12 protein-coding genes are annotated in these 13,490 nt (G+C 36.2%); 5 read left to right on the top strand and 7 right to left on the bottom strand.

Annotated features, from left to right (window positions below; translation table 11 throughout):
* Positions 1-31 precede the first annotated feature (31 nt).
* The 3 genes from ACZ5XR_RS13290 to ACZ5XR_RS13280 all read left to right on the top strand — a co-directional run bounded on the left by ACZ5XR_RS13290 (position 32) and on the right by ACZ5XR_RS13280 (position 2,824).
* Positions 32-1,405: a cytochrome ubiquinol oxidase subunit I gene (locus ACZ5XR_RS13290; protein WP_464502097.1), complete on the top strand. Its 1,374-nt coding sequence runs from the start codon at positions 32-34 to the stop codon at positions 1,403-1,405.
* Complete coding sequence (locus ACZ5XR_RS13285; RefSeq protein WP_464502096.1) at positions 1,406-2,452, top strand: cytochrome d ubiquinol oxidase subunit II; 1,047 nt, start codon at positions 1,406-1,408, stop codon at positions 2,450-2,452. It abuts the gene before it with no gap.
* 132 nt (positions 2,453-2,584) lie between these two features.
* Positions 2,585-2,824, top strand: a complete 240-nt coding sequence (locus ACZ5XR_RS13280; protein WP_464502095.1) for a YusG family protein — start codon at positions 2,585-2,587, stop codon at positions 2,822-2,824.
* A 193-nt stretch (positions 2,825-3,017) separates the two neighbouring features.
* On the opposite strand, the gene ACZ5XR_RS13275 is transcribed toward ACZ5XR_RS13280, so the two are convergent.
* The 4 genes from ACZ5XR_RS13275 to ACZ5XR_RS13260 all read right to left on the bottom strand — a co-directional run bounded on the left by ACZ5XR_RS13275 (position 3,018) and on the right by ACZ5XR_RS13260 (position 6,820).
* Positions 3,018-3,734 (bottom strand): hypothetical protein, encoded by a 717-nt coding sequence (locus ACZ5XR_RS13275; protein WP_464502094.1) that lies wholly within the window; start codon positions 3,732-3,734, stop codon positions 3,018-3,020.
* A gap of 17 nt (positions 3,735-3,751) precedes the next feature.
* Positions 3,752-4,906 (bottom strand): Alp7A family actin-like protein, encoded by a 1,155-nt coding sequence (locus tag ACZ5XR_RS13270; protein ID WP_464502093.1) that lies wholly within the window; start codon positions 4,904-4,906, stop codon positions 3,752-3,754.
* A gap of 191 nt (positions 4,907-5,097) precedes the next feature.
* Positions 5,098-5,508: a hypothetical protein gene (locus ACZ5XR_RS13265; RefSeq protein WP_464502092.1), complete on the bottom strand. Its 411-nt coding sequence runs from the start codon at positions 5,506-5,508 to the stop codon at positions 5,098-5,100.
* 238 nt (positions 5,509-5,746) lie between these two features.
* On the bottom strand, positions 5,747-6,820 hold the full coding sequence (locus ACZ5XR_RS13260; RefSeq protein WP_464502091.1) for a mechanosensitive ion channel family protein: 1,074 nt from the start codon (positions 6,818-6,820) through the stop codon (positions 5,747-5,749).
* 281 nt (positions 6,821-7,101) lie between these two features.
* Here ACZ5XR_RS13260 and ACZ5XR_RS13255 point away from each other — a divergent pair, with 281 nt between their 5' ends.
* Both ACZ5XR_RS13255 and ACZ5XR_RS13250 read left to right on the top strand, forming a co-directional pair.
* The gene (locus ACZ5XR_RS13255; RefSeq protein WP_464502090.1) at positions 7,102-7,365 is read left to right on the top strand and encodes a metal-sensitive transcriptional regulator; all 264 of its coding nucleotides are present in this window, start codon (positions 7,102-7,104) and stop codon (positions 7,363-7,365) included.
* A gap of 28 nt (positions 7,366-7,393) precedes the next feature.
* Positions 7,394-9,166 carry an ABC transporter ATP-binding protein gene (locus ACZ5XR_RS13250; protein WP_464502089.1) on the top strand — a complete coding sequence of 591 codons (1,773 nt, stop codon included), beginning with the start codon at positions 7,394-7,396 and terminating at the stop codon, positions 9,164-9,166.
* A gap of 793 nt (positions 9,167-9,959) precedes the next feature.
* Here ACZ5XR_RS13250 and ytaF read toward each other — a convergent pair.
* From ytaF to ACZ5XR_RS13235, 3 genes are all read right to left on the bottom strand, one after another.
* The gene (gene ytaF, locus ACZ5XR_RS13245) at positions 9,960-10,595 is read right to left on the bottom strand and encodes a sporulation membrane protein YtaF (RefSeq protein WP_464502088.1); all 636 of its coding nucleotides are present in this window, start codon (positions 10,593-10,595) and stop codon (positions 9,960-9,962) included.
* Between the two features lie 478 nt (positions 10,596-11,073).
* Positions 11,074-12,315: an ATP-binding protein gene (locus ACZ5XR_RS13240; protein WP_464502087.1), complete on the bottom strand. Its 1,242-nt coding sequence runs from the start codon at positions 12,313-12,315 to the stop codon at positions 11,074-11,076.
* A gap of 142 nt (positions 12,316-12,457) precedes the next feature.
* Positions 12,458-13,417 carry an aldo/keto reductase gene (locus tag ACZ5XR_RS13235; protein WP_464502086.1) on the bottom strand — a complete coding sequence of 320 codons (960 nt, stop codon included), beginning with the start codon at positions 13,415-13,417 and terminating at the stop codon, positions 12,458-12,460.
* Positions 13,418-13,490: the final 73 nt, after the last annotated feature.

The following is a 13,490-nucleotide window of genomic DNA, read 5'->3' as shown; positions in this document are numbered from 1 at the left end:
AGTTCTTTATCAACTCATAGGAGGAAATTACTTGGATCACTTAATTATTGCAAGGTCTTTATTTGGGACCACTATGGCATTCCATATCATTTTTGCCACAATTGGTGTCGGTTTACCCATGATGATCTTGACGGCTGAATTGCTTTATCAAAGAACGAACAATAAGGATTATGCCATTATGGCCAAAAGATGGACAAAGGCATTTGCGATTATATTAGGGGTTAGTATTCCCACCGGAACCATTGCAGGTGTGCAGATCACCTTATTGTGGCCCGGTTTTATGAAAGTCATTGGAACCGTTATGGCATTACCTTTCCAAATTGAAATATATGCATTTTTTTTAGAGGCCTTATTTATGTCTATATATGTTTACGCTGCAGACAGAATTTCACCATGGTTCAGGAATGTAAGTCTTTTATTCGTGGCAATAGGCGGTTTAGCATCAGCTGTTTTAATCACAAATGTACATGCCTTTGAGGGGACCCCTGCCGGATTTGACATTAAAAATGGCAAAATTATTAACGTCAATCCTTGGGCAGCTTTTTTTAATCCCAGCTTTGGCATTAACGCTTTACACGTTGCTGTCTCTGCTTATATTGTTGGAGGGTTTATTGTAGCGATGGTGGCGGCCTTTAAGATGCTCAAAAGCGAATATGGAACAAGAGTATACCAATTCCACCAAAAAGCGCTCATGGTCGGACTTATTGTAGGCGGGCTATTCTCCCTATTCACCGCTTTAAGCGGACATGAAACAGCTCAATCCCTCTATAAATATCAGCCGGAAAAATTAGCCGGAGCGGAAGGCTTGTTTAAGACTCAATCCTACGCGCCTTTAACGATTGGAGGATACACGGACGCAAAAACGGAATCGGTAAAATGGGGAATTGAATTGCCATGGGGGCTAAGTTTTCTGGCTGGAAATCGTTTTGATACGGTTGTGAAAGGTCTGAATGATTTTCCCAAAAAATATTGGCCACCCTTATTCATCCATACCCTCTTTAATGCCATGGTGGGAATTGGCATGTTACTGCTTTTAATTGCAGCAATCGGCTTTTTTTGGAACAAAATATTAAAAAAGGAACTCTTTCCAAATTGGCTGTTGTGGATTTATGTTGCCTGTGGTCCACTTTCCATTTTGGGCATTGAGTTTGGCTGGATTTTTGCCTGTACCGGAAGACAGCCCTGGACGATTTATCATAAGCTTTCCACAGCTGACTCAGTAACAACGGCCGGAAATTTAGGTATTCTATTTATTTTGTTTGTTGCTATCTATATGGTGTTAGCGATCTCTGCTGTCTTAGTTCTTTTATATTATTTTAAAAGGAATACAGTCCTTGAAGATATCAATCGTACAGAGCAAAAAAATGTTTCATTTTCAGGCTCCAATACTTTAGGAGGAAAATAGATGGATGTTTACCTGGCGATAACGATCTTATGGGGTTTTGTCTTTATTTATTCCATTATGGCTACAATGGACTTTGGTGCCGGATTTTGGTCGATGATCTACATCAATAAAACAAAAACAAAAGCGACAAATATAGCAAATCGCTACCTTTCCCCTACATGGGAGGTTACAAACACCTTTATCGTAGCCTTAGTTGTCGCTATTTACAGCTTATTTCCTAAAGCCGCCTATACACTTGGCACCATTTTGTTGATTCCCGGGAGCATTATTTTGCTTCTATTGACAGTCAGAAGTGCGTTCCTGGTTTTTTCCCATATTGCCGAAGAATATAAAAAGCCGCTCACGTATATTTCCGGGTTATGCGGAATTTTAATTCCGGGCATGCTTATCAGTGTTCTGCCCATCACCCATGGGAATTTTGTTGATTTTTCAAATGGCGGCCAGCAGCTAAATCTGTCCAGGCTATTTTCAAGCTTAAACGAATATGCCTTTATGGCATTTGCCATTTCCAGTACGCTTTTTCTTTCATCGTTGTTATTGGCGGATTACTCCAAGGCTTCGAATGAAAAAGAAGCCTACGACACCTATCGCCGAGATGCTCTTATTATGGGACCTGTTTCTCTAATAACAGCCTTTTTAATCATGCTTACATTAAAAAATGAAAGCAACTGGATTTATGATAAAATGATGCAAAATTTGCCCATGTTGCTTTTATCCTTATTCCTTTTTCTTGTTGGAGGTCTTGGTTTAATCCTTCCTTCCTTTAAACCTGGATATAGAGGGGTACCGCGTCTCTCTGTTATTGCAGTTACACTTCAATATATGACAGCAAGCTACGTTTACGGACGTGCCCATTTGCCTTATATAGTCTATCCAGACATAACCATTCATTCAGCTTTTACAGACCCGAATTCTTTTCGGGCGGTTTTCATCACCTACATTGTCGGATTCGCCATTTTGTTTCCGGGCTTTGTTTACTTTTGGAGCTTGTTTATGAATGATAAAAGGTACCTAAGGATTAAAAAACCCAAAGCGGATATAAAATAAAAGGGCTGGCCATTACACAGTGATTGCAACAAATGTCCATCGTACATCATGGGAATTTTTTATTTTATTTCGCGTATCCATTTTTAAAATGTTGGATTCTAAACATAAAATGATTTAAGAGGTGGAACAAATATGACATTGAAACAACAAAAAGTTGACGTGACAGACCGAGTAATAGGCAAAATCAGAAATGGAGAAATGGAGTTATTTTTAGAGGATACCCCTATTGGAAAAATACAGCTTCCCGAAAATATACAATATGAATTAGAACATCATTTTGAAGCAAATCAGCAGAAAATATATCAGCATATCACCGTAACCGATGATTCAGATCCCAAATATACGGATTGTGATGATGGAGGCTGGTGTTAACCTGCTCTGATCCACCTTATCTGTTTTCCTCGTGAAGATTAAAACTGGCATATTAGAAGGGAATTTTTTGTTTAACTAAATTAATGGTCTAAAAAAATATAATTCTCCATTTTAAATCCTTCCAATATCTAAGATAGTAGAGCAAGAGAATTACAGAAAAAAGTAGCGGAACATCCACCCGCTACTTTTTCATTTAAAAATCGATATCGATCGCTTCTTTAATGGACCCTGAAACTTGTTCGCTTTCGAGTAATTGCCCTTCTTTCAAATCGTCAACTTCCTTAGCATCTTCCATGGCAGGCTCTTTGTTAATTGGATTAGCAGATTCAACTGGTCGAATAGTAAGTTCATTTTTTAGTAAGTTAATCTCACTTAATAACTCGCTTTTAAGGGACTTTAACAACGTTTGGAATTGATCCTTATCTAATTTTTGCTCACCGAGTTTCGTGACAAAATCCCGTAACTCGTTTGCTTGAACGGACCCCGTTCCAAGAAGATTATCATCAAGACGGGAGGCAAATTCTTGTTTTAGTAAGTTGATCTTACCTAAAAACTCTTCACGAAGTGTATCGATTAAGGAATTTGTCTTGCCCTTTTCCCATTGATCTAAATCCTGCTCAACTAGCTTCGTTAAATACTCCTCCAGTTCATTCTCCTGTGCTTTTTTCTCAAGAAATGAATACACCTTTGGAGAGATTTTCGAAGATTTTAAAGTCAACGCTTCCCCTTCGTCTTTACTTTCTGCTTTCATATTGATTCCTCTTAATCCATCCGTTTGGAGATTTGCAGCAGATAAAAAAATATTTGAAAGAGCGTAAAATGGTGCAAACATTTGTGCACCCAAATGGGAATACATATTGTTCAATTCGAAAGCGGATTTTTGTCCAAGAAGATCATCTTTGTTGCTCATATGTTATTCTCCCCTTCTTATGCGAAAACTACGTTTGTTTCATGTCTGCTTAAAATTTCTAGACCATATAAATTTAACTTTCTTGAATCAGGTAAGAATAAATGATTTTGCTCTCTAATTTCGACGCCATACCTGGTATCAATCGACTCTTCGATGAATCGTTTTAGGATTCCGGCTATTCCACCAATATAAACATATTTATAGACCTTATCTTTAGGGGATGGGAATATGTTTTCAATTTTCGTTAATAAAATTTGTGTATATTCCTTTAATGACTCATGGATTTGCTCGGTAAGATCCACTTTTTTCCCGCTATTTCCATCCCGTTGCTCCATTTTTGTTTTATCGATTGTTTTGATAATGAATACTTCTAAAGAGCGAACATCATCAAAGTACTCTAGTAATTTTTCATTTCTCAGTTTTTCGATATGTTTTAAGTACGAAATGTCAGTGAAGCAGTTCAATGAATCCCTGCTCTTAGGAGCTTGAAGTCCTGCTTGGAGCAAGGCAAGATCAATGGTCCCTCCCCCTAAATCCACAATTAGGGTCTCCTCGTTTTTAAATGAATTTGCCTCCTCACGATCTTGCAAATCAAAATCTTTTTTAATTGCCCAACGAGCAACTTCGCTTTCGATTCGGCATTTGCTTGTTTCCACGTGTATGGTAATGACTCTCTCTAATCCTGGTGTTAAAATCGTTACGTGATGCTCTCCTTCAAATCGACTGGCCATTTTATTTTGCATATCACTGAACTTATTCGTTTTCTTTAGCAGCCAAATTGGAAGCATGGTTGAAAAATAATGAATGACCACTCGATTATCTTCTTTGCTGTTTCCTTTTAATACATTGTAATAAGCAACGGAAGCCAGGAACATCACATAAGGAATCATAGATTCTGTTTTATCATGGAGCTTGTTGATATGAATGTTTCCTAACACTTGTTTTTCCGCTGAATCCCCCACCAGATAATATTTCTCTACACCGTCTATTGTGGTTGAGATGAGCATATTTTGAAGAAGGAATTGTGGGTCATTAAAAGTAGACGGAAAGTGGCCGTCTGCTTTTTCCTTCGTTATTTCTACTACATTTGTGGGAATCTCAAAATAGTAACCATCCACAAGGGTTTGAAAAATTGAATTACCAAAATCGACATTTTGACGTTTTATATCCATTATTTCTCCTCTTTTCATGCTTTTTCCTGATATTAAGTATATATTTTTCTTTTCTGTTTGTCTAAATTTGCTAATAATTTTTTAGATTTTGATAAACTGGTAGTTTAAGAGGAGGTGTTAAAAATAACAAGCGTTTCTACTTATTGTAGAAACGCAAGTAGGCAAAGCTCTAAAGTTTTTTATTACTGGTACTAGTACGATGGATAAGGGTATGGGTAAGGATAAGGATAGGAGTATGGGTAAGGGTAAGGGTAAGGGTAGGGGTATCCGCCAATGCCTGGTCCACCTAAACCAAGACCTGGATAATAACCAAGTCCAGAGCCTGGTCCACCTAAACCAAGACCTGGAGCAAAACCAACGCCAGAGCCAGGTGCGCCTATACCTGGACCTCCATAACCAAGACCTGGACCAAAACCAGCGCCAGAGCCTGGTCCGCCAAAACCAAGACCTGGAGCAAAACCAACTCCAGAACCTGGTGCACCTATACCTGGACCACCAAAACCATGTCCTGGACCATGACCATGCCCTGGACCATGACCGTGCCCATGCCCTGGACCAATCCTCTCATATGTTGGACTATAAGCATTATAATTAAGAATCACGTTCATCCCCCTCATTTAATTTACATTAAGCATATGCATATTGGGGATAAATTCTTGGGTATTCGTCCAGATTCTAAAATATTATATGATAAATGCGGATAGGCAAATTCAGAGTGTATTTTGGAACACATAAGAGGCGGATCGAGTTTTAGATATTAGAATAGAAAAATTTATCACATAAAAAAAGCGATCCCTGATTATTCAAGAATCGCACTACGTTCGCTTTAGTTGCTTTGTTTTAACGCGTTAATTCCTTAACTCTTTCCTCCATATTTCTAATATGCAAATCCATTTGTGGATAAGGTATATGAATGTGATTCTCGGTAAAAATCCTATTAATTCGAAAGTTGAGATTACTTTTTATCGAACCTAATTTATTTGGATCCTGTATCCAGACATTCAATTCAAAATCCAGTGAAAAATTTCCAAAACCAACAAAACTTACAGATGGTTCCGGTGTTACTAGAACAACTGGGGAAACGAGATGTTCTTCCATCGCTGCTTCGATTAGGAGGTCACGTACTTTTTCCACATCTGAACCATGAGCAACGCCAATAGGAATGACAAGGCACATTCTCGGGTCACCAAATGACCGGTTGATGACTTTTTGTTGTAAAAAATAGGAGTTTGGTACAATAATATGTTCATTCAGTCCTGTTTTGATAATGGTTGCTCTCATATTAATTTTTTCAACATCACCAGTAATATTCTCAATAACAACGCGGTCCCCGACTTTAATTGGTCTTTCAAAAAGTAAAATAATCCCTGAAATGAAATTAGAGGCAATATTTTGAAGTCCGAATCCGATACCGACGCTGAGAATTCCTGCAAATACCGTTAAGGCACTAAGATTAATTCCAACAGTGTTTAAACTCATTATAATGGCAATAATCATAATCGAATAATGGACAATTCGGTCAAAAGTAAATCGCGTACCTTTATCGAGGTTGTACCTGTGATATATTCCAGGTAATATCAAATTCGTTAATAATTTTGACAACCGGATCGCTAAGGAAATAATCAGGATGGCAACAATGATAAGAAAAAGAGTAACATCAACAGTTCCAATTTTTATGATTTTTGCAAACATCCATTTTGCATTAGAAAAGTACATAAGTAAAAAGATGAGAGCTCCATAGAATGTGAACCAATTCACCATACTCTTCAACGCGTCAAAGTATTTCGGAAATTTCCTTGCACTCCTCAAAAGAAACATTCGTATAAGATAAATTCCTAGAATTACACCAATAATAATAAACAAACTACTATAATCAAAAGCTCGAAACCATGCAGTATTTATTGAAAACTTCAACTACGTGCATCCCCTTACCATCTTTTAATCTGTAAAAACAGCCGATTCATATTATAACATTTATACTAATCTCATTCTCGAGGTATTTTAGCCCATTTTTTAATGATTTTGTTTGGTGAATGACTTCTCCCCATGCATTAATATATCATCACTAAATCAATATGCCCATATGCACATGTTGTCAATTTGATAAATGTGTTTTAATTGACAATCTAATTGTTAGCGAGTTATGATTCCTCCATCCCCTCCAGGGGGATAGGAAATTTAAAGAGGTGTTTTATTTGAGTTCTCATAAATTACCAGAAGTAATTAGCCGACTTTCAAAGATAGAAGGTCACATCCGTGGGATCAAGAAAATGGCCGAGGAAGGTCGAAGTTGTGACGAATTATTATTACAAGTTAGTGCCGTTAAATCAGCCGTTAATAATGTTGGAAGAGTTATTTTAGAGGATTACTTAGAAGACTGTGTAGTGGAAGGCATTAGAAAGCAGTCTGACCAGGAAACGGTTGAAAATATAAAAATAGCACTTAAGAAGTTTTTATAATATTGTTTCTTATTTTGGGGAGTGAAAAATGAATAGTATAAAATTATACAGTAAGTTCGTAAAACCATATTGGAAGCTCGTTGTTATTACATTGGTTATCGGAATTATAAAGTTTGGGATTCCCTTAACTTTGCCTTTAATTATGAAGTATTCAGTGGATTCGATACTTTTAGCAAAAATATCCTTGAGTCAGAAAATACTACACCTTACCTATGTTATTTCAATGGCATCAGTTTTATTTATAATCATTCGTTTTCCAGTTGAATATTATCGTCAATATTTTGCTCAAGAAATTACAAGTAGGATTCTTTATGATATTCGTGACCGACTCTATGGACATTTACAAAAATTGTCCCTTCGTTTTTATCAAAACAATAAAACTGGAGAAATCATCTCCCGTGTCATGAACGATGTAGAGCAAACAAAAAACCTAGTAGAAACAGGTATGATGAATATTTGGTTAGACATGTTCACCTTAACGATTGCTTTGGGTTTTATGTTTACAATGAATGTAAAATTAACTTTCATGGCAATCGCTATTCTTCCCTTCTATGCTATTTCTGTAAGGACCTTATATAAACGTCTAAAATTATTAACAAAACAACGTTCCCAATCTCTTGCAGATGTGCAGTCTTATCTTCACGAACGGGTTGCAGGGATACCAGTGGTAAAAAGTTTTACACTAGAAGAATATGATCAGAACCAATTCGATAAGAGAAACCAAAATTTCCTTAACAAGGCGTTGGCTGTAACCCAGTGGAACGCTTTAACGAATGCAATTATTAATACATTAACTGATATTGCTCCTCTCCTTGTCATTGCCTATGGGGGATATAAGGTTATTACGGGAGAACTTACTTTAGGTACATTTGTAGCCTTCTTTGGCTATTTAAATAATATTTATAGTCCTCTACGCAGGTTAGTCAATTCATCTACCCTCCTAACCCAGGCTACAGCTTCTTTAGATCGGGTGTTGGAGTTATGGAATCAACCTTATGATGTCTTGGACCAACCATCTGCTAAGGAACTGACAAAAGTTAATGGTGACATTGAATTTAAAAATGTTTGGTTTAGATATGATAAAAATTCGGATTATATTTTAAGAGACATAAATTTAACTATCCCTTCTGGCCGAACTGTTGCATTGGTTGGAATGAGTGGAGGAGGAAAATCCTCTCTTATAAGTCTAATTCCTCGTTTTTACAATATTGATAAAGGTAGTATGACTATTGATGATATAAATATAAATGACTTTACTCAACAAAGTCTAAGAAGTCACATAGGTATGGTGTTACAAGATAATATTTTATTCAGTGGCACTATCCGAGAAAATATTTTATTAGGTAATCCTTCTGCATCTGAGGAAGATTTGATTAAGTCTGCATTGGCTGCTAACGCCCATGATTTTATTCTCAATCTTCCAAATGGATATGACACAGAAATCGGTGAAAAAGGGGTCAAATTATCAGGAGGGCAAAAACAAAGAATTGCGATTGCAAGAGTTTTTCTTAAGAACCCGAAAATATTGATCCTTGATGAAGCAACATCAGCATTGGATTTGGAATCAGAAGCACTAATACAAGAGTCACTTGAAAAATTGGCAAAAAACAGAACAACCATTATTATTGCTCATCGCTTATCGACTATTACAAGTGTAGATCAAATTATCTTTATAAAAGATGGAGAAATAGTCGAGCAAGGAACTCACGAAGAGTTAATGAACAAAAAAGGATTGTATGAACAGTTGTTTAACATTCAAAATTTAGATAAAGGTAAGATTGAATTTGTGATAGAGTACTAGGATTGAGAGAAAATGATAGAACTAACTGGAATAGTGATTTAACATAAACAGCCTTTATACAAAGGCTGTTTAATGTTTATTTTCACTCATTTAGTCGAATAAGAAAAGGCTACCGAAGCAGCCAACCTTCTTAATTTCAAGAGCCGTTTTTCGAACAAAATTTCCAATTATTTTATTTCATACCAAATTGTCGAATTATAGTCTATCCATTTGTCTATTTGAACTTTATTAAAATATTTTTCTCCATTAATTGTAATGTATGGTATAAATTCATAGGTATTATAAATTGATGAGCTTCTTCTTTCTAAGTCTTCGTTTTTAATAATTGAATTAAGCTGATCAACAGATATACTTAAATATTCTGCAGTTTTATCAGTTGTTAATAAACCACTATCTATCCTGTTATTATTGGGCGTATCTATACGACCATACGCTTAGTCTATTCTACTTTTTTTCTTAGAAAAATTCTTGTTAAAGTCTAAAAAAGACCTCCATTTTGAATTAAATATAACATGATTCCTCCCAAAGTTCCGGTCAGTATAAAATCATGTTGGGATGTCGTTAATCCGATGAAAAACCAGGTAATTATAATGGAGAGAAACCATTTTGATGGAGAAACCTTTGACTGTTTCCATTGCTTATTAAAAATAATGTATTTGAGGAACAAAAAACAAACAAACGTTAAAATACTCGCAAATAATTCTTCAATTGTCAAAAGGCATCCCCCCATCGTTTTGATAACCCAAAGTAGCTATAGATCTCTCCGCATTGACAATACATGTCAATAGTATATTCATCTAAAAAAAATACTTTCACAGGCAATCAACAACAAAATAATACCACTGATGATCGTTCCAAATTGACCTAACGTAAAGGAACCAATTCGAATATTAGCAACTCTGCGTCCTAGAACAACCCCTAACCAAACCATTACGAAGCTTCCAACGGCTGCTGTCAAAGATATAGCTAAGGGGGATAAACCAAACAACCCCGCAGTTAAACCGTTCGTAATTGCATTTGCAGAAAGAGCTATGCCAAGTAAACATGCTTCCTTAAATCCGATTTCTCCTGATTGGTCCATATCTGCCTGTTCAGGGTTTTTCAAAATGGTACCTATGTTTTTTCTCCCTTCTAGACCGCTTTTTACTGTTTTGACACTATTTCTATTTGGGGTCGCTAGTACAATTATTCGAATCCCAATAATGATTAACAGAAAAGCACCAAAAAAGATTGGAAAAACTCCGGGAATCACTGAAGATAACCATTTACCACATAAAATACCTGCTTCACTAAAGAAAAAACAGATAACAGCGATAATTAAATTCGCCCGAACACCAATTCGAATATCTCGGATTCCATATGAAATACCCACACCCAAGTTATCTATACTTGAAGACATGGCAAATGCAAGGATTACGAGCCAATTCATTACTTCCACTCTCCTTCTTTCGCCATGTTATGGGAAAAAGAAGTAAAAGTTCCTATCCGTTGAAAATTTCTAAAAAAAAATCAACACCCATGAGGTGCTGTATGTTGACTGATACTCTCTTTTCATTTAACTCTAGCGATCTAGTTAGATAGTGAAAGTTGAGGATGAAATTTATGATGACGATAATTCAAGGAAAAGAACTTGCAAAAGAATTTTTAAAAAATTTTTTAAGATGAAATTGACATTTAGTGCAGCAAGCATAAGCTCACAAATATGTAAAAATATTAGTGTATAAAACTAGCACTAGAAAAAGTTCATAACTAGGTAATAACTGTTAAAATGTTTTCGAATTTATATGCGAAAGCATTAGAAAAAACCGATTAAATAACAATCGGTTTTTTCTGATTTCCATATAACGTCATCTTAAAGTAACGCCCTAGTAAGTGAAATACGGCTTAACTCTTCGAATATAAAATATTTATTCTGAAGTGATTGGAAAACTAAAACGAAAAGTTGTCCCAATACTTTCTTCACTCTCTACACGTATTTTTCCACCCATAGCCCTTACAATGCTATAAACAACCATCATTCCAAGACCCGTACCCTTTGAACCTTTTGTTGAATAATAAGGTTCACCAAGTCTGTCCAATTGTTCTTTTGACATTCCTATCCCATTATCTTTTATTAAAATCGAAACCTCCTTACCGTTGCTTTTTGCATCAATAGACAATTGACCACCACGGGGCATCGATTCAATTCCATTCTTGAACACATTAAAAAAACACTGATGAAATTTTTGTTTATCCCCTACAATAGAACCTAACAATTGAATATTGGTGATAATTTCAACAGAATGCTGGTTAGCAGTTGGCAAGAGAATGTTTACAACATGATTGAGCTCTTTCTGAACATTAATTTTTTCAACCTTTTCCAATGAAGGTTTTGAGAATGTTAAATAATCATTAATTACCTTTTCAGCAGAATCTAGCTCCTGCAAGATAAAGGATAAATACTCTTCTTGTTTTATCGATTGAGGGTCCTCTTTCAGTAATTGGACAAATCCCCTAGCTGCTGTTAATGGATTACGAATCTCATGAGATATAGCGGCTCCCATTTGTTCAACAGCTTGAAGTTTTTCTGACTTGACTAGTTTTTTCCTCATATGAATATTGTTGTTTATAAATTCAATTGTTATGGAGATCATTGCAATACCTAATGATGGAACCACTAAATATGCAAAAAAAGCATCAAATTTGTAAATTTTGAAATTCATAAACTGCAAAGGTAAAATGTGTAGAATACTCACGATGATCCCTAAAGTTACTGAAATATAAATACGGCGTAAAGGATGTTGTTTCCAAAATATAAGATTTACTTTATACAGTAAAATGGATAAAGGTAAGTAAAGTGCTACATTTAATATAAAGAATTTATCGATTCCATAAAATGCTCGAATCAAAACTAACATAAGTGACAACAACGGACCAATTCCTAAATAAAGACCTCCAATAATCACTGGAACTGCTCTTAGGTCTATAAAAATTGATGGTACTGGACGATAGGAGAATTGTATACAAGACCATATTAAGATTGTACACCATAAAAAAAAGAACCATTTAGGTATTTTAAAATTATATTTCGTCCCACACCATATTAATGCAATAAACAAAATCATCATTAAAAGGGAGAGATTAAAAAATAGGTGTTCTGTTATCTCCATTATTGCCCCTCCGCTTAATTGCTAAATTTTATTTTATTATAGCTTTGTTAAAAGCACAATATAGAGGGGATAAAATCTTGAATTCATAATATTTGAACCCAATATTTATGTATCTTTGAAATTTTTACTTTTTCCTGGTTAATTAATGCATGCTCTTTTCCCATGCACCTTTTATGACAACTTCCGTTTCCTTTGCAGCTTTTTCCAGGCTGCTGATTTCTTGTGCCGATAATACGATCTCGGTTGCGGATACGGCACCATCGATATGTTTCGACTTTGTTACACCGATAATCGGAACGGTTCCTTTCGCGATGGCCCAGGCGATCGCTATTTGTGCAACATCCACACCATGCTTGTTCCCCACATTCTCCATCATTTCGATTAAATTGGCCAGCTTATGCAGTACCTCCGGATTAAAAGCTTCTCCGCGTCTTGTCCCGGCCTTAAATGGATTTTGGGAACTATAGCTGCTCGTCAGCTCCCCTTGTTCCAATACCATATAGGAAAAGAACACGATTTTATTTTGATTACACCATTCAATAATCCCGGCCTCTTCTGAAGAGCGGTAGAGCAAACTGTAGTGATTTTGCACGGCAGAAAGTTGCAGTCCTTCCCTTTCAAGAATGGAAGCGGCCAGCTTTATTTCCTCTAAATTATGATTGGATACACCAGCGTGTTTTACTTTACCGCTTTTCATCAACGGAATCAGTTTGGCGGTCCATCTTTCCACATCTTTCGGATTGTGGATCCAATAAATGTCCACATGGTCAACGCTGAGCCGGTGCAGACTTTGATTGAGCATTTCTTCCACCGCATTTTCCGGCTGTTCACCGCGCGGGGTGAATTTTGTTGAAAGGTGCACATGATTTCTCTCTTTAATAAAATTCCCCAAAATGGTTTCGGAAGCGCCCATCCCATAAACGGCAGCCGTATCCCACAAATTAAATCCGGCATTCATGGCCGACTCAAAAACAGGCTGTAGGTCATGATCGGTTAGATTGTTGCCAAAAACGGCATCTCCCCCATTGACTCCATTTCCCCAGGACCAAGTCCCAAGTGCAATCGGAGGAATTTTTTCATCTCTCATTTGAACATATTTCATTTATAGCCCACCTTTGCAAGTTTCTAGCACTGTATCATTATCGTCATGTAAATTGAAAAAATTCAAGAAAAAG

The sequence above is a fragment of the Neobacillus sp. Fa239 genome (assembly GCF_055395235.1).
Note: the sequence above shows the minus strand (reverse complement) of the source record. Positions and strands in the feature narration are given on the sequence as shown.

Coding starts and splice junctions, on each gene's coding strand:
- ACZ5XR_RS13285 (WP_464502096.1), top strand. CDS start 1,406: ATGGATGTTTACCTGGCGATAACGATCTTATGGGGTTTTGTCTTTATT.
- ACZ5XR_RS13280 (WP_464502095.1), top strand. CDS start 2,585: ATGACATTGAAACAACAAAAAGTTGACGTGACAGACCGAGTAATAGGC.
- ACZ5XR_RS13275 (WP_464502094.1), bottom strand. CDS start 3,734: ATGAGCAACAAAGATGATCTTCTTGGACAAAAATCCGCTTTCGAATTG.
- ACZ5XR_RS13270 (WP_464502093.1), bottom strand. CDS start 4,906: ATGGATATAAAACGTCAAAATGTCGATTTTGGTAATTCAATTTTTCAA.
- ACZ5XR_RS13250 (WP_464502089.1), top strand. CDS start 7,394: ATGAATAGTATAAAATTATACAGTAAGTTCGTAAAACCATATTGGAAG.
- ytaF (WP_464502088.1), bottom strand. CDS start 10,595: ATGAATTGGCTCGTAATCCTTGCATTTGCCATGTCTTCAAGTATAGAT.
- ACZ5XR_RS13240 (WP_464502087.1), bottom strand. CDS start 12,315: ATGGAGATAACAGAACACCTATTTTTTAATCTCTCCCTTTTAATGATG.
- ACZ5XR_RS13235 (WP_464502086.1), bottom strand. CDS start 13,417: ATGAAATATGTTCAAATGAGAGATGAAAAAATTCCTCCGATTGCACTT.